The sequence below is a fragment of the Kitasatospora sp. NPDC008050 genome (genome assembly GCF_042957465.1).
Taxonomy (GTDB): Bacteria; Actinomycetota; Actinomycetes; order Streptomycetales; family Streptomycetaceae; genus Kitasatospora.
In genome coordinates this window covers 83,811-101,866 of sequence record NZ_JBIBIJ010000005.1, presented here as the reverse complement: position 1 = coordinate 101,866, position 18,056 = coordinate 83,811, and the positions used below count along the sequence as shown (strand labels likewise).

20 protein-coding genes are annotated in these 18,056 nt (G+C 72.7%); 8 read left to right on the top strand and 12 right to left on the bottom strand.

Features of this window, described 5'->3' with window-relative positions; genetic code table 11:
• A complete protein-coding gene (locus ACFZB9_RS11860; protein WP_391446099.1) occupies positions 1–780 on the bottom strand; it encodes a TetR/AcrR family transcriptional regulator in 780 nt (259 codons plus the stop codon).
• 109 nt (positions 781–889) lie between these two features.
• Here ACFZB9_RS11860 and ACFZB9_RS11855 point away from each other — a divergent pair, with 109 nt between their 5' ends.
• Positions 890–1,972 carry an alpha/beta fold hydrolase gene (locus ACFZB9_RS11855; protein ID WP_391446097.1) on the top strand — a complete coding sequence of 361 codons (1,083 nt, stop codon included), beginning with the start codon at positions 890–892 and terminating at the stop codon, positions 1,970–1,972.
• A 26-nt stretch (positions 1,973–1,998) separates the two neighbouring features.
• On the opposite strand, the gene ACFZB9_RS11850 is transcribed toward ACFZB9_RS11855, so the two are convergent.
• From ACFZB9_RS11850 to ACFZB9_RS11835, 4 genes are all read right to left on the bottom strand, one after another.
• Positions 1,999–2,793, bottom strand: a complete 795-nt coding sequence (locus tag ACFZB9_RS11850) for a phytanoyl-CoA dioxygenase family protein (protein WP_391446095.1) — start codon at positions 2,791–2,793, stop codon at positions 1,999–2,001.
• 80 nt (positions 2,794–2,873) lie between these two features.
• Positions 2,874–3,611, bottom strand: a complete 738-nt coding sequence (locus ACFZB9_RS11845; protein ID WP_391446093.1) for a tyrosine-protein phosphatase — start codon at positions 3,609–3,611, stop codon at positions 2,874–2,876.
• A complete protein-coding gene (locus tag ACFZB9_RS11840; RefSeq protein WP_391446091.1) occupies positions 3,608–4,207 on the bottom strand; it encodes a Uma2 family endonuclease in 600 nt (199 codons plus the stop codon). Before ACFZB9_RS11840 ends, ACFZB9_RS11845 begins: the two co-directional genes overlap by 4 nt.
• The gene (locus ACFZB9_RS11835; RefSeq protein ID WP_391446089.1) at positions 4,204–5,553 is read right to left on the bottom strand and encodes an MFS transporter; all 1,350 of its coding nucleotides are present in this window, start codon (positions 5,551–5,553) and stop codon (positions 4,204–4,206) included. The genes ACFZB9_RS11840 and ACFZB9_RS11835 overlap by 4 nt, the downstream gene beginning before the upstream one ends.
• A 121-nt stretch (positions 5,554–5,674) precedes the next feature.
• Here ACFZB9_RS11835 and ACFZB9_RS11830 point away from each other — a divergent pair, with 121 nt between their 5' ends.
• The 3 genes from ACFZB9_RS11830 to ACFZB9_RS11820 all read left to right on the top strand — a co-directional run bounded on the left by ACFZB9_RS11830 (position 5,675) and on the right by ACFZB9_RS11820 (position 8,479).
• Positions 5,675–6,571, top strand: coding sequence for a LysR family transcriptional regulator (locus ACFZB9_RS11830; protein ID WP_391446730.1), 897 nt, complete (start codon positions 5,675–5,677; stop codon positions 6,569–6,571).
• A gap of 133 nt (positions 6,572–6,704) precedes the next feature.
• Complete coding sequence (locus ACFZB9_RS11825; protein ID WP_391446087.1) at positions 6,705–7,853, top strand: adenosine deaminase; 1,149 nt, start codon at positions 6,705–6,707, stop codon at positions 7,851–7,853.
• A gap of 227 nt (positions 7,854–8,080) precedes the next feature.
• Positions 8,081–8,479, top strand: a complete 399-nt coding sequence (locus ACFZB9_RS11820) for an ATP-binding protein (RefSeq protein ID WP_391446085.1) — start codon at positions 8,081–8,083, stop codon at positions 8,477–8,479.
• Positions 8,480–8,572: 93 nt separating this feature from the next.
• Here ACFZB9_RS11820 and ACFZB9_RS11815 read toward each other — a convergent pair whose 3' ends face one another.
• From ACFZB9_RS11815 to ACFZB9_RS11795, 5 genes are all read right to left on the bottom strand, one after another.
• Positions 8,573–8,755, bottom strand: a complete 183-nt coding sequence (locus tag ACFZB9_RS11815) for a PspC domain-containing protein (protein ID WP_391446084.1) — start codon at positions 8,753–8,755, stop codon at positions 8,573–8,575.
• A gap of 220 nt (positions 8,756–8,975) precedes the next feature.
• Complete coding sequence (locus tag ACFZB9_RS11810) at positions 8,976–9,839, bottom strand: VanZ family protein (protein WP_391446082.1); 864 nt, start codon at positions 9,837–9,839, stop codon at positions 8,976–8,978.
• Positions 9,840–10,053: 214 nt separating this feature from the next.
• Positions 10,054–10,377 carry a hypothetical protein gene (locus ACFZB9_RS11805; protein ID WP_391446080.1) on the bottom strand — a complete coding sequence of 108 codons (324 nt, stop codon included), beginning with the start codon at positions 10,375–10,377 and terminating at the stop codon, positions 10,054–10,056.
• Positions 10,374–12,020: a sensor histidine kinase gene (locus ACFZB9_RS11800; protein ID WP_391446078.1), complete on the bottom strand. Its 1,647-nt coding sequence runs from the start codon at positions 12,018–12,020 to the stop codon at positions 10,374–10,376. Before ACFZB9_RS11800 ends, ACFZB9_RS11805 begins: the two co-directional genes overlap by 4 nt.
• Before the next feature lie 120 nt (positions 12,021–12,140).
• Positions 12,141–12,818, bottom strand: a complete 678-nt coding sequence (locus ACFZB9_RS11795) for a response regulator transcription factor (RefSeq protein WP_327067269.1) — start codon at positions 12,816–12,818, stop codon at positions 12,141–12,143.
• 243 nt (positions 12,819–13,061) lie between these two features.
• On the opposite strand from ACFZB9_RS11795, the gene ACFZB9_RS11790 reads away from it, so the two are divergent.
• Positions 13,062–13,928 (top strand): SigE family RNA polymerase sigma factor, encoded by an 867-nt coding sequence (locus tag ACFZB9_RS11790; RefSeq protein ID WP_391446075.1) that lies wholly within the window; start codon positions 13,062–13,064, stop codon positions 13,926–13,928.
• Positions 13,929–14,082: 154 nt separating this feature from the next.
• On the opposite strand, the gene ACFZB9_RS11785 is transcribed toward ACFZB9_RS11790, so the two are convergent.
• Complete coding sequence (locus ACFZB9_RS11785) at positions 14,083–14,292, bottom strand: hypothetical protein (protein ID WP_391446073.1); 210 nt, start codon at positions 14,290–14,292, stop codon at positions 14,083–14,085.
• A 146-nt stretch (positions 14,293–14,438) separates the two neighbouring features.
• Positions 14,439–15,425 carry an AraC family transcriptional regulator gene (locus ACFZB9_RS11780; protein ID WP_391446071.1) on the bottom strand — a complete coding sequence of 329 codons (987 nt, stop codon included), beginning with the start codon at positions 15,423–15,425 and terminating at the stop codon, positions 14,439–14,441.
• A 159-nt stretch (positions 15,426–15,584) separates the two neighbouring features.
• Between ACFZB9_RS11780 and ACFZB9_RS11775 the strand changes: the two genes are divergently transcribed.
• The 3 genes from ACFZB9_RS11775 to ACFZB9_RS11765 all read left to right on the top strand — a co-directional run bounded on the left by ACFZB9_RS11775 (position 15,585) and on the right by ACFZB9_RS11765 (position 17,861).
• Complete coding sequence (locus ACFZB9_RS11775; RefSeq protein ID WP_391446070.1) at positions 15,585–16,571, top strand: zinc-dependent alcohol dehydrogenase family protein; 987 nt, start codon at positions 15,585–15,587, stop codon at positions 16,569–16,571.
• A gap of 256 nt (positions 16,572–16,827) precedes the next feature.
• Positions 16,828–17,673, top strand: coding sequence for a Scr1 family TA system antitoxin-like transcriptional regulator (locus tag ACFZB9_RS11770; protein WP_391446068.1), 846 nt, complete (start codon positions 16,828–16,830; stop codon positions 17,671–17,673).
• The gene (locus tag ACFZB9_RS11765) at positions 17,649–17,861 is read left to right on the top strand and encodes a DUF397 domain-containing protein (RefSeq protein ID WP_391446066.1); all 213 of its coding nucleotides are present in this window, start codon (positions 17,649–17,651) and stop codon (positions 17,859–17,861) included. Before ACFZB9_RS11770 ends, ACFZB9_RS11765 begins: the two co-directional genes overlap by 25 nt.
• The last annotated feature ends 195 nt before the right edge of the window (positions 17,862–18,056 follow it).

The following is an 18,056-nucleotide window of genomic DNA, read 5'->3' as shown; positions in this document are numbered from 1 at the left end:
TCAGGATGAACTCCCCTTCCCCTTGCGGTCGATGAGGGTCTGGACGCCGTCGAGAATGCGGCCGAGGCCGAAGCCGAGCGGGTCGACGGCCGCCGGTTCGAACGCGCCCTGGGCGATGGCCCTGGTCAGGGCGGGGAAGCGGTCGGCGTGGCGGTCGAGCAGTTCGCCGGTCAGCCGGCTCCACTCCCGGTCGTGCTCCGCGTCGAACTCGGTCAGCTGCTGGGCGAGGTTGCGCACCAGCCCGACGATCAGCAGGAAGACCTGGTGGCGCTCGGCGGCCGTCAGGTCGGCGGCCTCCATGGCGCCCAGTGCGGCGTCCAGCCAGCCGAGTTGGTTCGGTCCCATGGCCTGGCGGCGCATCGCGGTGGCGGTCAGCAGCCAGGGGTGGGCCTGGTGGACGGCCAGCGAGCGGCGGGCCCACTCGGCGAGTCGGGGCTGCCAGGCCGGCCCCGCGGCCGTCAGGTCGGGGCGCTCGGTGAGGACGGCTTCGACCATCAGCTCGACGAGTTCGGCCTTGCCGGGCACGTAGCGGTAGAGGGCCATCGCCGAGACGCCGAGCTCGGTGCCGACCTTGGACATCGAGACGGCGTCCAGGCCCTCGGCGTCGGCCAGGCGCACGGCGGCGTCGGCGATGCGGCGCGGGCTGAGGGTGGGCTTGGGGCCGCGGGTGGGCTGGTCCTGTTCGCCCCACAGCAGTGCGACGCCGGCGCGCAGGTCCCGGGGCTTCTCCTTGCCGCCCCTGCTGTCCTTGCCGTCCCGGGCTGCGGCGGTACTGGCCATGGCGATCCTCTCGGTCGGTGCTGCGGCGCGGGGGCGGTTGACGCCCCCGCTAACTGTGTATACCTTAAACCTCATCGCTTACGGCATAAACAGTTTAGGGGAGAAGCTCATGCTCGGCGCCATCGTCACCACGTCCGCCGCAGTCCTCGCCGCCGCACCCGTGGCCGCTCTGCTGGGCTACCGGCAGCTCCAGCGGGCCGCCAACGCCAAGGCGCTGCGGATCACCACCCCGAACGGCATCGACGAGGCCGGCTTCGTCCGGATCGGCGGCATCGACCAGTGGATCTCGATCCGTGGCGAGGACCTCGGCAACCCGGTCATCCTTGAGGTCCACGGCGGCCCCGGCGCCGCCAACCGCATCTTCGTCCCGCGCACCCGGGCCTGGGAGCGGCACTTCACCATCGTCCGCTGGGACATGCGCGGCGCCGACCGGACCTTCGGCCACGCCGGGCCGCAGGACCAGGGCGGCATGGACCTGGCCCGGCTCCAGTGCGACGCCCTGGAGGTCACCGGGTACGTGCGCGCCCGGCTCGGCGTCGAGCGGGTCCTGCTGGTCGCCAACTCCTTCGGCACCGTGCTCGGCCTGCGACTGGCCCGCAGCCACCCCGAGCTGTACTCCGGCTACGTCGGCACCGACCAGAACATCAACGCGGGCGGGCGGGACCGCGCGGCGTACCACGCGCTGCTGGAGCGGCTGCGGGCGGCGGGCAAGCGCAAGGAGCTGGCCTTCGCCACCGCACTGGGCACCGGCAAGTCGGCCTGGAGCAGCCAGCAGTGGACGCGCTACAACAGGCTCGTCGTCACCTCGGACCCGCTGACCTACGACACCATGAAGACCGTCGTGGTCCGCTCACTGTGGTTCTCTCCGCTGCACACGCTGCGCGAACTGCGCGGCTACCTCAAGGGGATGACCTTCTCCGAGCGGGTCGCGCCGGCGGCCGCGACGATCGACGAGTGGGCCGAGGGCACGGCCTTCCGGCTGCCGTTCTTCGTCTTCCAGGGCGAGCACGACGTCCTGACCCCGCCCGAGCCGGCCAAGCGGTTCTTCGACGATGTCAGCGCGCCGGTCAAGGAGTTCGCGCTGATCGAGGACGCCGGCCACTTCGCGTCGTTCCGCCGGCCCGAGCGATTCCTCGACCTGATGCTCACCAAGGTGCGTCCGGTGATCACCGGCCAGCTGATCGGCCGGTGACGGGGCCGGGCCCCGCCGCCGCCCGGTCAGGCCTGCTGCGCCAGGCCGAGCCGCACCGCGCGCTCGACCGGGGAGTGGTCGCCGTCGGGGCGGTCGAGGTCGAGCAGGCCGGTGGGGAGCAGCGGGGGCTGGGCGAGGAAGCGCGGCGCGGTGCCGTGGTGGTTCTGTGCCGCGTGGATCAGGAACGGGTGGCAGAGGTAGACGTCGCCGGCCCGCCCGGTGGCCAGGGCGAGCGGCCGGTCCGGGGCATCGAGCCGGCCCGCCTCCTGCATCGTGGAGCAGAGGGCGAACAGGTCGGCGCCGCGTTCGCCGAGCGGCTCCAGGAACGGTGGCACGTCCAGGTGGGAGCCGACCTTGATCCGGGTGGGAGCGCTGTCGGCGTCGGTGTCGGAGAAGAGGAAGAGCATCAGCAGTGCCCGGCCCCGCGAGCGCAGGTTGACCCAGTAGCCCTGCTCGCCCTCGGGGGTGTAGCTCGCGTCCAGGTGCCACCCGGTGTCCCCGGCGTCCCCCGGGTGCGGGAAGCGGATCGGGAAGGTGCCCAGACCGGTGCGCGGCACCCACCGCCCCGCGCCGACGAGTTGGTCGAAGGCGCCGTGCAGGCGCGGCGTGCCGGCGGCCCGGGCGAACAACTCGTCGCCGTAGCCGCCGAGTCGCACGACCGGCTCGGTCCAGGTGGCCGGGTCGTCGGGGTCCAGCCCGGTCTCGCGCCAGAGGAACGCCCGGCACTCGTCGGCGAGTTCGCGCGGGAAGGCCTCGGGGAGACGGACGTAGCCGTCGGTCACGAACCGCTCGACCTGCTCGTCGCTCAAGATCGCTGTCACGGGCCGATTCTCCGAGCCACAGTGGCGGGGGGCAACCGGGTTTCCCGGCGCCGTCTCAACCGGGCAGCCCCTGGGGCTTGTCAGACAAAGTCCTGGGCCGTCAGCAGGCGGGTGCGCAGCTCCGCCACCAGCGCGTCGTCGACCCCGAGGTGCTGGGCGGCGTAGGCGTCCACCGAGCCGTAGCCGGCCCGCAGGTCGGCCAGGAACAGGCGCATGACCTCGGCCGGTGCCCGCCCGTAGCCCGGCCAGCGCAGCGTACGGTCCGGGTAGGCGGCCAGCCAGTCGGCGCGCAGCCGGTCGGTGGCCAGTTCGGTGAGCGCGAAGTCCGCGAGGATCTCCTCGTCGCCCACGCCGATCAGGGCCAGCACCAGCGCCGCCAGCAGACCGGTACGGTCCTTGCCCGACGCGCAGTGGAAGACCAGCGGAGCGCTGTCGGAGGCGATGACTTCCAGGGCCTGCCGAAGCTCCTCGGCCCCGTCGAGCGCCACCTCCGCGTAGCGGTCGGCGAGGAAGCGCCAGGGGTCGAGGCCGGGGTCGATCTGCGCCTGGTCGTAGGGCCGGTGCTCCACACTGAGGTTGACGTAGTCGAGGCCGGCGGCCGCCGGGACCCGCCCGCGCCGCTCGATCTCCCACGGGTAGCGCAGGTCGATCACGGTGCGTACGCCGAGGGCCAGGAAGCGGTCCCAGTCGGCGCCCTGGAGCTTGGCGAGTGAGTCCGACCGGTACAGCCGCCCCCACCGCACCGACCGGCCATCGACGGCGCGGTAGCCGCCCAGGTCACGGAAGTTGTGCAGTCGTTCGAACTCGATGTGCCTCATCCGCGACACCCTACGGGCCGCCACGTTTGCCAGCCCAGGCCCGGGCCGTAGGTGAGCAGTCCGCCGGGGTCGATGTTCCAGGGGCCGACGGTGACGGTGTCGCCGAAGGCGAACGTCTCGCGTGACGCGTAGTTGGGCCGCGCGTGCACGATCCCCGTGCCGTCCCGCGGGTCCACGAGGAGGTAGGAGGGGATTCCCATGGTGGCGTAGTCGAGGACCTTGTCCTCGTAGTCATTGGCGGGGTTGGACTTCGACACGATCTCGACCACCAGGAGGACCTCCTGTGGCAGGACGGCCGACTCGTCACCCTCCAGCGTCGCCTCCGGGAAGACCATCAGATCGGGCCGCCGCAGGCGACCCAGCCCCGGATCCTCAAGATCCGCCCCGGCGTAGGCGATGCGGCCCGGGTGGGTCCTGGGCAGTTGCTCGTTCAGCTGCTGGGAGATGCGGTGGACGGCGAGCTCGTGCCGTTTGACCGGGGAGATCATCATGACGATCTGGCCGTGAGCGATCTCGATGGCTCCGACACCCGGCACCTGCGGCAACTGGTCGGCGATTTCCCGGAGCCTGGCGAAGGCGGCCGCGTCGCTGCTCATGCTCGGAGCGTACCGACCCCCGCCGTCCGTCGTCCGGCGTAGCTCGCGTACGCCGTCACCGCGCCCGCCAGTGCCATGGCCACGAGTCCCACGGTGGCCGCGCCCGACCAGCCGACCGCGTGGTAGGCATCGGCGCCCACCGTGCCGCCGAGGCTGTTGCCGACGTAGTAGGCCATCAGGTAGAGCGCCGAGGCCTGGGCCCGGCCGTGCTGGGCGGTGCGGCCGACCGCCGAGGAGGCGGTGGCGTGGCCGGCGAAGAAGCCGCCGGTGATCAGCACCAGGCCGAGCAGCGCGCAGGGCAGCGAGTCGACCAGGGAGATCAGCAGGCCCGCGGTGGTCAGGCCGATCGCGACGTACAGGGCGCCGCGGCGGCCGAGCAGGGCGGTCAGGCGGCCCGCGGCGGCGGAGGTGCCGGTGCCCACCAGGTAGACGACGAAGATCGAGGCGGCCACCGACTGCGGCAGGTGGAAGGGGGCGCCGATCAGCCGGAACCCGGCGCAGTTGTAGACGGCGCCGAAGACCGCCATGAAGAGCAGGCCGAGGGCGTACAGCCGCAGCAGCAGCGGGTCGCGCAGGTGGGCGCCGATGGTGCGGGACAGGGCGCGCGGGTCCACGGGGGTGCGGGCGAAGTGCCGGGCGGCGGGGATCAGCAGGCGGAAGGCGAGGACGGCGAGCAGCGCGAGGACGGCGGCCGAGGCCAGGCCCCAGCGCCAGCCGCCGACGGCGCCGGTCCAGCCCGCGATCAGCCGCCCGCCCATCCCGCCGATGCTGTTGCCGGCCACGTACAGGCCCATCGCGGAGGGCAGCGCGCTCGGGTGCACCTCCTCGGCGAGGTAGGCCATCGCGGTCGCGGGCAGGCCGGCCAGCGCCGCGCCCTGCAGGGCCCGCAGCGCCACCAGCACGCCGAGCGAGGGCGCGAACGGCAGCGCCACGGCGATCAGCGTGGCGGCCAGCATCGAGCCGGTCATCACGGCCGTGCGCCCGTAGCGGTCGGAGAGCGCGCTGGCCGGCAGCAGCGCCAGGGCCAGGCCGAGGGTGGCCGCCGAGGTGGTCCAACTCGCCTGCCCCGGCGTGATGCGCAGGTCGGTGGCGAGCAGCGGGAGCAGGCCCTGGGTGGCGTAGAGCAGGACGAAGGTGGCGACCCCGGCGGCGAAGAGCGCGAGGTTGGAACGGCGGAACTCGCGCTGCCCGGGGCGCAGTCGCAGGTCGGCGGAGGCGGAGGCGGAGGCGGTTGCGGTGGCGGTGGCGGCGGCGGCGTTGGTTGCGGCGGCCGAGGCGGCCGCTGCGGCAGGGGGAACGGCACCCGGGGCGGTGGCGGCGGATGCCTCGGCGGGGACGGGAGGCATGGGTACGACGGTAGACCCGCTGCTTTCCATGCGTCCAATGCATGAATCAGCCATAATCGATGCCGTGCCGCATGAGGATGTCCCCGCCGCCCAGCTCGCCGAACTCGATCCGCAGGCCCCGGTGGTGCGGTTCGCGCCCCGGCTGGCCCAGTTCGCGGCGGTGGCCCGGCTGGAGCACGTGACCCGGGCGGCCGAGCTGCTCGGCATGCCGCAGCCCACCCTGTCGCGCGCGATCGCCCGGCTGGAGGGCGAGTTGGGGGTGGCGCTGCTGGCCCGGGAGGGACGCACGGTGCGGCTCACCCGGGCCGGGCACCTGCTGCTCGGCTCGGTGGAGCGGGCGCTGGGCGAGCTGGAGCGCGGGGTGCGGGCGGTGGCGGCCGAGGCGGATCCGGCGGCGGGGCGGGTGGCGTTCGGCTTTCTCCACACCATGGGGACGGACGCGGTGCCTGGGCTGCTGCGCGGCTTCCGCGAGGACCACCCGCGGGTGCGGTTCCAGCTGGTGCAGGACTACGTGGCGGCGATGCTGGAGCGGCTGCGCGCGGGCGAGCTGGACCTGTGCCTGGTCTCGCCGCTGCCGGACGACCCGCGGCTGACCGCACGGCCACTGGACGAGCAGGTGCTCCACCTGGTGGTGCCCGCCGACCACCGGCTCGCCGGGCGGCGCCGGATCAGGCTGGCGGAGGTGGCCCGGGAGCCGTTCGTGGCACTGGAGCACGGCTACGGGCTGCGCCAGATCACCGACGACTTCTGCGCCGAGGCCGGGTTCACGCCGCGGATCGCCTTCGAGGGGGAGGAGGCGGAGACGCTGCGCGGGCTGGTGGCGGCCGGTCTCGGGGTGGCCCTGCTGCCGCCGGGTACCGCACCGCGCCCGGGAGTGGTGGACCTGACGGTCACCGCGCCGCGCACCAGGCGGGCGATCGGGCTGGCCTGGGTGACGGGGCGGCCGCTGGCGGCGCCGGCCGAGGCGTTCCGGGAGTTCGTGCTGTCGCGGCGCGGGCAGCTGCTCAGCCAGGGGTGATCGGTCCGGGGTGATCGGTCCGGATCGATCAGTCCAGGGCTATCGGTCCGGGGCGAGCGGCGACGGTGTGGGGTGAACGAGCCCTGTGACGTGGCGAGTAGGAATCTACGCGCGTAGGGGCTACACTCCCGCAATGCAGAACCAGATCCCCGTTCCCGCGGGCACCACGGCCCCGCGTACGCCCACCGCCGACCAGATCCGCCGCGCGCCCAAGGTGCTGTTGCACGACCACCTGGACGGCGGCCTGCGCCCCGAGACCATCGTCGAACTGGCCGCCGCCTGCGGTTACGAGGGGCTCCCCACCACCGACCCGGCCGCGCTCGGTGTCTGGTTCCGCGAGGCCGCCGACTCCGGTTCGCTGGTCCGCTACCTGGAGACCTTCGCCCACACCTGCGCGGTGATGCAGACCCGCGAGGCGCTGATCCGGGTCGCCGCCGACTGCGCCGAGGACCTGGCCGCCGACGGCGTGGTCTACGCCGAGGTGCGCTACGCCCCCGAGCAGCACCTGGAGGCGGGCCTGACCCTGGACGAGGTCGTCGAGGCGGTCAACGAGGGCTTCCGCGAGGGCGAGGCGAAGGCCCGCGCCAACGGCCACCGGATCAAGGTCGGCACCCTGCTCACCGCGATGCGGCACGCCGCCCGCTCGCAGGAGATCGCCGAGCTGGCCAACCGCTACCGCGACGCCGGCGTGGTCGGCTTCGACATCGCGGGCGCCGAGGCGGGTCACCCGCCGACCCGCCACCAGGGCGCCTTCGACTACCTCAAGGGCGAGAACAACCACTTCACCATCCACGCCGGCGAGGCCTTCGGTCTGCCCTCGATCTGGGAGGCCCTGCAGTGCTGCGGTGCCGACCGGCTCGGCCACGGGGTGCGGATCATCGACGACATCACGGTGAACGAGGACGGGACGGTCGCGCTCGGCCGCCTGGCCGCGTACGTGCGTGACAAGCGCGTCCCGCTGGAGATGTGCCCCACCTCCAACCTGCAGACGGCCGCCGCGAGTTCGTACGCCGAGCACCCGATCGGTCTGCTCAGCCGGCTGAAGTTCCGGGTCACCGTGAACACCGACAACCGGCTGATGAGCGGCACCAGCATGAGCCAGGAGTTCGCGCACCTGGTGGAGGCGTTCGACTACTCGCTGGACGACATGCAGTGGTTCACCGTCAACGCGATGAAGTCGGCCTTCGTGCCCTTCGACGAGCGCCTCGCGATGATCAACGAGGTGATCAAGCCGGGCTACGCCGAGCTCAAGGCCGAGTGGCTGTTCGGCTCGTCGGTCTGAGTCGCTGATCGGTCCGGAGAATCTGACGTCTCGTCAACTCTCCGATGGGTCAGGTCAAGTAGGACTGTCTGACAGTTCACTCGGGCGAGTGGTGAGCCTTTGGCCCGGGCCCGGGGGACTGTCTACGGTGGGCAGTCACTGCTGACACGGTGCAGCGGCACAGCCTCGGGCCCCGTCCCGGGCGATCAGTGCGCGCGCCGGCCCGACGAGGACACGAGGACGGACTCATGAAGCAGGCCATCAAGGTTGCCGGTACCGCGGCGCTCGGCGTCGCCATCGCGACGGCCGCGGCGGGCGCAGCCTCCGCGGCTGCCACGGGCGGTCTCCCCGCGCTGCCGGACACCAGTGGCGTGACCGGGAGCCTCACCAAGACCAGCGCGGTCGACGGTCCGGTGAAGCAGACCACCGGCCTGCTCGACCAGAAGTCCGGGACTCAGGCCGCCCCCGCCCCTGCCGCGCAGGCGCCGGCTGCCGCCGCGCCCGAGGCGGCTCCGGTGTCGGCGAGCGGCGCCACCCGCGGCCTGCCGGTCGGCGCGGTGTCCGGCGCGGCCAAGCAGGTCCCGCTGGGCGGGGTGCTCGGCAGCGCGGTGCCGCTGGGTGCGACCGCGCCGGGTCTCGGCGGCTGAGCCCAGCCGCCCACACGTCGGGCCGTCCACTCCGCTCAGGCGGGGTGGACGGCCCGACGCATTGCTGCCCGCCCCGGGCTCGGGCCTCACGGCTCACGGCTCCTGCGGCAGCAGGAACCAGAGCGCCGGGTAGAGCAGGAACTGCGGGCCCGGCAGCAGGCAGAACGCGAGGAAGATCAGCCGGACCGTCCACGGGGTGAGGCCGAAGCGCTCGGCGACCCCGGCGCAGACGCCGGCGATGAGGCGGTTGTGGCGAGGGCGGGCGAGCGTGCGCATGGGGATCTCCGAGCGGTGGCGGGGTGCTGCTCCGGTGGTCCCGGGGCTCGGTATCCATGCTGCGCCGCGACGACCCGCCCGGACGTCCGCCTGACTGCCGATCCCGGACCCCGGCCTCTTACCGGGGCGGGGTAGCCGGGTCTCGGGGTTGGACTCAGGGTCGCCCCCGAGCCGCCGGAGCGGACGCACGGGTACGAAGGGCCCAGTGAGGGAGCGCTGTTCAGAGGTGGCGCGCGTGGGACACGGAGGCGGGCAGCGTGCCCGGGCAGGGGGACAGCAGCCGCAGGGCGCGCCCGCTGTCGCCCGGGCCGGGGAGCCCGGGCCGGGCGGCCGGAGCCTCGGCGCGGGTGGTCTCGGCGCGGGGAGCCCCGGTGCGGGGGGTCTCGGTGCGGGAGGTCTCGGCGTGGGGCGTCTCGAAGGCCGGGCGGGGACTCGCCGCCGGGGCGTCGTCAGCGCCGGACCGACCGGTCTCCGGTCGGCCCACCGCGCCCGCGTCCTCCACCGCCGCCCCGTCCGGCCACGGGTGGCGGGCCAGCCAGGCCCGCAGCCGCACCCGTCCGACCGGGACCGCCAGCAGGTGGGCGGCCGCGGCGCCGATGGTGCCGAGCACTATGTCGTCGACGTTCAGCAGGTGGCTGGTCAGGCCGGTGCGCACGACCTCCATCGCCGTCGCGATCAGCGCGTTGATGCCCAGGGTGTGCAGAAAGGACGGCAGCCAGGCCTGCCGCAGCCGGCCCCCGGCCAGCGGCATCAGCACGCCGAGCGGGGCCAGCACGACCAGCTCACTCGCCACCTGCCGCAGCCCGGCCGCGCCACCGGTGGTGAGCGCGCGGTGCACGGAGGCGAACGGCGTCAGGTTGGAGTCGTAGGACCAGCCGGCCGGCGCCTGGCGCAGCGCCAGCCAGCCGATCAGCAGGAAGTAGAGCACCATCACGGTCAGGCCGGCCGAGCGCAGCAGCGGCGGCAGCAGGTCGGGCCCGGCCTCGGCCGCTGGGCCGCCGGGTACTTCGGCGGTCGGGGCGGGGGCCGGCGCATCGTCGAGCGGCCGGGCCGTCGCGGCCGGCCGTCGGTCTTCGATCCGCACGCTGTCGCGTGCTTGCCGCACGCCGGTGCCATCTCGCTGCACGCCAGAGTGGACGCGGCACCGGGCGCGCACGGTTCCCATCACACCCCGACCGCTCGCGCATGGCGCTGGTCACAGGAGCCCGGCGCCCGCCCGGCGCTCGGACAGGCCCCAGGGCACGCCCTCGGGCACGCCCCAGGACACGCCCTCGGGCACGCCCCAGGACACGTTGGCGTCAGGGGCACCGCACCGGCCCGTTCGGGCTGGGGGGCGCCGAGGGCAGTGCGCTGAACAGGCTGCCGGTCGCCGGGGAGACCACCGGCGAGGGCAGCAGGGACGGGTGTACGGGGCTCTTCGGCGTGGCGCTGGGCTGGCTGGTCGGCACGGACGGCGGGTGCACCGGGCTCGGGCAGGCGGTGCGGACGGCGGGACGCCCCGCGTCGACCGGGATGGCCGTCGGGCGGATCCCGCAGCCGGAGGCCAGTGCGACCGTGACCGCGCCGACCCCCAGGGCGAGCACCCACCGTCCGGCTCCACTGCTGTTGGTGGCCTCGTTCACTGGGGCGTCCTCCGCTCGGTACCGTCTCCCGAGTCTCCCGCATCCCCGGTGCCGCTCGTACCTCCGCGGCCGGTGCCCCGCTCACCGGTGGCCCCGCCGTGCGGTCCGCGGCCGCCCAGCCCGCTGCTGACCGGGCCGCCGGCCGCGGGCCGCTCGGGCGGGACCAGCGGCAGCCGCAGCGTGAAGACCGCGCCGCCGTGCGGCCCGTTGGCGGCGGTGATGGTGCCGCCGTGGATCTGGGCGTTGGCCATCGCGATGGACAGGCCGAGCCCGCTGCCCTCCGAGCGGGCCCGCCCCTTGTCGGCCTTGTAGAACCGGTCGAAGACATGCGGCAGCACGTCCTGCGGGATGCCGGGGCCGCTGTCCGAGACCTCCACCACCACCTCGCCGGCGCCGGTCGGTCCGACTCCCTGGCCGACCTTGACCCGCACCGGGGAGCCGCCGTGCTTGAGCGCGTTGCCGATCAGGTTGGCGAAGACCACGTCGAGCCGGCGCGGGTCGACCACCGCCAGCACCCCGCGCGGCGCGTCCACCTCCACGGCGTCGTACCAGGCCCGGCCGTCGATGCAGGACATGATCAGGTCGGCGATGTCCATCTCGTCGGCGACCAGTTTGGCGGTGCCCGCGTCGAACCGGGTCACCTCCATCAGGTTCTCCACCAGGTCGGAGAGGCGGCGGGTCTCGCTGACCACCAGCCGCACGGCCGGCTCGATCATCGGGTCCAGCGACTCGGCCTCGTCCTCGAGGATGTCGGTGACCGCGGTCATCGCGGTCAGCGGGGTGCGCAGCTCGTGCGACATGTCGGCGACGAACCGCCGGCTCTGCGCCTCGCGCGCACTCAACTCGTCGACCTGGTGCGAGAGCTGCTCGACCGCCTGGTTGAACGTCCGGCTCAGGTCGGCGAGTTCGTCGGCGCCGGTGACCTCCAGCCGGACGTCCAGCTCGCCCTCGCCCAATCGCCTTGCCGCGTCGCCGAGCTGGCGCACCGGACGGAGCACGGCGCTGGATGCCGCCTGGGCCAGCAGGGTGGCGGCGACCAGCGCGAGCAGGGTCGCCACCGCCAGCGACCAGGCCAGCGTGTTGAGGTCGTCCCGCTCGTTGTCCAGCGACTTGAACATGTAGGCGGTCAGGCCGGTCGGCACCACCTTGGTGCCGCCCACCAGGTAGGGCTTGCCGTCCAGGTTCACCCGCTGCCAGTAGAGGTGGTAGCTGAACGGGATGGCGGTGGTCGCGCTGCGCGGGGTGGCGACGGTGGTCACCAGCGCGTGCGGCACCTGGGGCAGGGTGAACTGCGGGTCGGAGAAGGCCGCGCAGCCGGGCTGGCTGTCGTCCACCACCACGACGTTGTAGTTCAGGCCGGAGCTGGCCACGTCGTTGGCGAGCTGGGTCAGCTCCGGGCAGCTGGCGCCCTGGGGCAGCGCGGAGACGTTGCGGCCGAGCGAGGAGCGGAAGTCGTCCAGCGCGCTGTTCTGGGCGCGCTTGAGCACCGCGTCGCGGTTGAGCCAGTAGGCGATTCCGGAGGCGGAGACGGCGGCGGTCAGCGCCACCACGGCGAAGACCGCGGCCAGCCGGACCCGCAGCGAACTGAGTCGGAGCCGGCGCAGTGTCCGGGACAGGCGGTGGCCGTTCTGATGATCAGTCACGTGTCAGGTCAGCCATTCGGTGTCAGGGCAGCTGGCAGCGGTGCGCGGCGCGGTGGACGGTTTCGCGGGTGACGGGAGGGCGGGAGGGCGGGACGGTCGGCGGGTGCTCGGTGGCGGCGGTCAGGCGGGCGGGTCCAGACGATAGCCCACACCGCGCACCGTGCGGATCAGGGTCGGCGCCGAGGGCACGTCCTCCACCTTGGCCCGCAGCCGCTGGACGCAGGCGTCCACCAGCCGGGAGTCACCGAGGTAGTCGTGCTCCCAGACCAGCCGCAGCAGTTGCTGGCGGGAGAGCGCCTGGCCGGGACGGCGGCTCAGCTCCAGCAGCAGCCGCAGTTCGGTCGGGGTGAGCTGGAGGTCCTCGCCGTCCTTGGTGACGGTCATCGCCGAGCGGTCGATCACCACCGAGCCGAAGGCGGAGGAGTCGGAGTTCTCCCGCTCGCCGCGGCGCAGCACGGCCCGGATCCGGGCGTCCAGCACCCGTGGCTGGACCGGCTTGACCACGTAGTCGTCGGCCCCGGACTCCAGGCCCACGACCACGTCGATGTCGTCGGAACGCGCGGTGAGAAGGATGATCGGCAGCTGGTCGGTGCGCCGGATCCGGCGGCACACCTCGAAGCCGTCGATTCCGGGGAGCATCACATCAAGAACGATCAGATCCGGACGCTGTTCTTTGAAGAGCCGAAGGCCGTCCTCACCGGACGCTGCGGCGGCCACGCGGTGGCCCTGGCGGGTGAGGGCGAGTTCGAGGCCGGTCCGGATGGCGTCGTCGTCCTCGATCAGTAGGAGGAAAGGCACGCGTTCATTCTGGCTCACCGGATGTGCCGTCGGGAACCGCCTGGGTCACAGCATGCGTCGTGGGTGTCGGACGGCGGCTCGGGACGAAGGTCCCGTCCCTTGTGACACCGCTGTGACAGTCGCCGGACACCGTCATGACGGGCGGCGGGCAAGCTTTTCCATGTCACCGCGACGAACCGGCACCACCGGGACGGGGCGCAGACACCGGAAAGAACCCGCTCGTACCGACCATGGGGGCGCCACATGACCGCAACGCTTGAGACCCGGGGCATCCTGGATGCGCACAACCCGGCCGTCCGCGGCGTGCGTCCGGCGGCGCACCGCGTGGTCGAGCACAGCAGGACCGAACACTGCACGGGGACCCGCCGGGTGAGCGGTGGGAGCCGGGCGGGCGAGCACCGCGCGTTCGTCCGGCCGGGCAGTGTTCCCGTGGGGGCGGGGATCGGCCGGACCGCTGGCGACTCGGGGGAGTCGACGGAGGGCCAGACGGTGGGCGCCACCCTCTACCGGCTCGCGCCGGTGGAGGAGAGCGCTCAGCAGGGCGAGCAGGGAGGCGCGCAGGGGGAGCACTCGGCCGCCGAGGTGGACCACCTGACGGAGTTCACCGCGTATGTGCGCGAGCGTCGCGCCTCCCTCTACGCCACTGCCTACCACCTGACCGGTGACCGCTACGAGGCCGAGGACCTGCTGCAGAGCGCGCTCTTCAGCACCTACCGCGCCTGGGGCCGGATCAGCGACAAGGCGGCGGTCGGGGGCTACCTGCGCCGCACCATGACCAACCTGCACATCTCCGCCTGGCGGCGGCGCAAGCTCAACGAGTACCCGACCGAGGAGCTGCCGGAGACGGTCGGTGACACCGACGCCATGGGCGGCACCGAGTTGCGTGCCGTGCTCTGGCAGGCGCTCACCAAGCTCCCGGAGAACCAGCGCACCATGCTGGTCCTGCGCTACTACGAGGGCCGTACCGACCCGGAGATCGCCGACATCCTGAACATCAGCGTCGGCACCGTCAAGAGCAGCATCTGGCGCGCCCTGCGCCGGCTGCGCGACGACGAGCAGCTCAACCGCAACGGCGACACCGCGCACGCCTTCGGCGAGCTGGTGGCGTAACGGTTCACCACAGGACTCCCGTCGGGGGACGGGTGAGGGCGCGGAGGCAGGCGGCTCGGGGGAGCCCGCCGGCTGGGAAGCCGCGAACTCGCAAAGAAGCTGGGCCCGGTGTCTTGGGAGAGGACGCCGGGCCCAGCTGCGTGCGGTCGCAGTGTCAGCCCGCGTCGCCGCCGCCGCTGTCGCCGCTGTTCTGGTTCAGGCTCCGGCGCCGGCGCCGCTGGGTGAGACGCGCCAGCTCGCCCGCGGCGAGCGTCACGGTCGCCACACCGCGGACCCAGCGGGGCCCGCCGCGCTCCGCCCACACCACGCAGGCGCAGCCGCCGATGGTGAGCACCAGGATGCCGAGCAGTACCAGACCGAGCATGTTCTCCACCTCTGTGTTTCCCTGTGTTCCTACGGGCGGCCCTGCCGGCGGGTTCAGGCGGGGAGGGGCCCCGGCACACTGCGTCTTCCCGCACGGCGGACGGCCAATCGGACACCGCCGGGTGGCAGGGATCGGCCGGACAGGCCCTAACCGTCGGCCGCCAGTGCCGAACCGCTGCGCCGCGCGTCCTGCTGCCCGTCGTGCCGGCCGGCGCGGCGCTGGTCGCGGTAGCGGCCGGGGGAGAGGCCGTACTCGCGCTTGAAGGCCTTGGCGAAGGCGAACTCGCTGATGTATCCGGCCTGGTGGGCGATGGTGCGGAGCGGAGCGTCGGATTCGCGCAGCAGGCGGCCCGCAGTGGTCATCCGCCACCAGGTGAGGTAGCCGAGCGGGGGCTGGCCGACCAGGGTGGTGAAGCGGCGGGCGAAGGCGGCGCGCGACAGGCCGGCCCGGGCGCCGAGTTCCTCGACGGTCCAGGGGTGCGCCGGGTCGGCGTGGATCTCGCTCAGGGCCGTGGTGACCACCGGGTCGCCCAGCGCGGCGGCCCAGCCGCTGGTGGCCGCGCAGGCGGTCTCCTCGAAGAAGGCGCGCAGGATGTAGAGCAGCAGCGTGTCCAGCAGCGCGGGCAGCGCCGCGTCCGAGCCGAGCCGGTGCTCGGTCAGCTCGGCGCCGAGCAGGTCGACCAGCGAGCGCAGGCCCGGGTGGCGGCCGACCCGGGCCGGCAGGTGGACCACGTCGGGCAGTGCGGCCAACAGGGGGTGCGGGCGGGCCTGGTTGAGCCTGTAGGCGCCGCAGAGCAGGCTGGTGACCTCGGCACCGGGTGACCCGGCGGTCGGCTCGTACCGCTGGTGGGGCGGCAGACCGAGATCGGTGAAGACCGCCTCGGTCAGCTCGGTCTCCAGGGAGTCCGCGATCCCGTAACCCTGGCCGCTCGGCAGCAGCACCACGTCGCCGACGCCGAGCCTGATCGGCGGAGCGCCCTCGGGCATCATCCAGCAGGAGCCGCGCAGCACGATGTGGAAGCCGGCACCAGGGGAGGGCGGGTAGCGCACGCCCCAGGGCGCGAGCTTGTCGGTGCGGCCGGAGTGCGGCCGGCCGGTGCGCATCACGGTGATCGCGTCGCTGAGCACGTCCATGGCGGGAGCGTAGCGCTCACGGAGGCTCGATGGGGCGAGACGATCGGACAGGAAAGTGAGCGCTTGCGGCATGGTCCGTCTCTGCGACGGCTCCTACGGTGGAAGCACGTCAGCGAACTGACGGCAGATCATCTGATGTGTGTGATGGGGGATTCCGCCATGGCCAAGGCAGTGGTGTTCGACGAGATCGGTGGACCCGAGGTCCTGAAGATCGTGGAGGTGGAGCTCGGCGAGCCGGGGCCGGACGAGGTGCTGGTGCGGGTCGAGGCGCTCGGGCTGAACCGTGCGGAGGCGATGTTCCGCGGCGGTACGTACTTCTACCAGCCCGAGCTGCCGGCCTCCCGGCTCGGTTACGAGGCCACGGGTGTGGTGGAGGCGGTCGGTGCGGCGGTCACCGGGTTCGCCGTCGGCGACCTGGTGAGCACCGCGGCGCTGGGGCACTTGAGCACCCACGGCGTCTACGGGGACCGGGTGCTGGTGCCCGAGGCCAACCTGATCCACCGCCCGGGCGACGTGGACGCGGTGACCGGCGCGGCCGTCTGGCTCTCCTACACCACCGCGTACGGCGCGCTGGTGGACAAGGGCGGGATGCGGCCCGGGGACACGGTGCTGATCACCGCGGCCTCCAGCAGCGTGGGGGTGGCCGCGATCCAGATCGCCCGGCACCTGGGGGCGATCCCGGTGGCGGCGACCCGGACGGCGGCGAAGCGCGAGCAGCTGCTGAAGCTCGGTGCCGCGCACGTGATCGTGACGGACGAGGAGGACCTGCTGGTCCGGGTCGGTGAGATCACCGGCGGGCGGGGGGCGGAGCTGGTCTTCGACCCGGTGGCCGGGCCCGGGTTGGCCACCGTCGCACAGGCGGTGGCGCCGGGCGGGCTGCTGATCGTCTACGGCTGGCTGGACCCGCGCCCGACCCCGCTGCCGCTGAACTGGGGTCTGCGGGTGCTCGGTTACAGCAACCTGGACATCACCGGCGATCCGGCCGCGCGGCGGCGGGCGTGGCACTTCGTCGACGCCGGGCTGCGGGCGGGGACGCTGGCGCCGGTGGTGGACCGGACCTTCGACCTGAGCGAGATCGTCGAGGCGCACCGGTACCTGGAGGCGAACGGGCAGGTGGGGAAGGTTGTGGTGACGGTGTCGCACTGACGGAGGGCGGCTGACGGAGAGGCGATGACGGAGAGGCGATGACGGAGAGGCGATGACGGAGGGCAGATGACAGATTTCAAAATCTGTCATCTGCCCTCCGTCATCGTGTCGTGGTCATCGGTCGCCTGACGGCAGCTGTGGCCGACTTCCCGTGCGGGCAAGGGATGAATTCTCACGATCTGCGAATAAGCAGTGACAGTGCGCAGTTAGCATCCCCAGGGGGTCTTCATTCGGCTCGCACAGACGAGGAGGGGCCGTGCCGGCGCCAAAGGAACTCGATCCCACCGTCTCCCTTGCCGCGTACCTCGGCGCGCAGATCCGCCGACGGCGGGAGGCGCTGGGGCTGACGCAGAAGCAGCTCGGGCAGCTGGTGTTCGTCTCACACAACCGGATCGCGCAGATCGAGCTGGCCACCGACCCGCCGGGGCGGGCCCTGATCACGCTGGTGGATGCGGCGCTCCGGGCGAACGGCGAGCTTATCGATCTGTGGCAGCACGTTAACGATCCGAAGTACGACCACTACGCCAAGACCTTTCTGTACCGTCAGGCCGAAGCCACGGTGATCCAGCAGTACTCGTTGGTCATTCCGGGGCTGGTGCAGACCGAGGCGTACATGCGGGCGCTGTTCGACGACGGCGATGGCCTGATCGACGACCGCACGACGGCGGAGAAGGTCGGCATTCGCGTCGAACGGCAGAAGATCCTGCAGGCCGAGAAGCCGCCGTGGTACCGGCTGACCCTGCCGGAGTCGGCGCTCTACGTCTCGGTGGGCGGCCTCAAGGTGATGCGTGGCCAGCTGGCGCATCTGTTGGAGACCGGGCGGCGACGGCACGTTGAGATCCAGGTGGTCCCTCTCCGCTCGTTGCCGCTGACCGCGCTGAACGGATCGTTTTCCGTGCTGACGATGGCGGACGGCTCGCGATCCGGCTACAGCGAGGGGCTCACGATTGGGCGGTACTTCGAGGAACCGGAGGACGTGACCCGACTGGCGGTCATCTACGATCGGGTGCAGGCAGCCGCGCTCGACCCGGAGATGTCGGCCGCCTTCATCCGGAACGTGATGGAGGAACGGTACACGTGGGAACCGCCGCCCCTGACCTGAGCAACGCGGCCTGGCGCAAGGCTAGTTATAGCGGTCAGTCGTCGAACGACTGCGTGGAGGTCGCGGACGGCTTCGCCGGTGTCACCCCCGTGCGGGACTCCAAGGATCCCTCCGGGCCGGCGCTCGTCTTTCCCGCCTCCTCGTTCGCCGCGTTCGTCGGGGAGCTCAAGGCCGGCCACCTGCAGTAGCCACGTCGTGGTCGACCACGCGGCCCCGGCGAGCCGCGTGGTCGCAGGATCCGGGAGGCTGCGTCCGGGATCTGGCGAAGGGGGCGGTGGTGCTCGGGTCGGTGGGCCGCCGTAGGGCGTTCGCACACGAGAGCACGACTGGCCATCCTTGCGGTCCCATGTCATCCGTTCGAGGGAAACGGTCTTCGGTCGGTT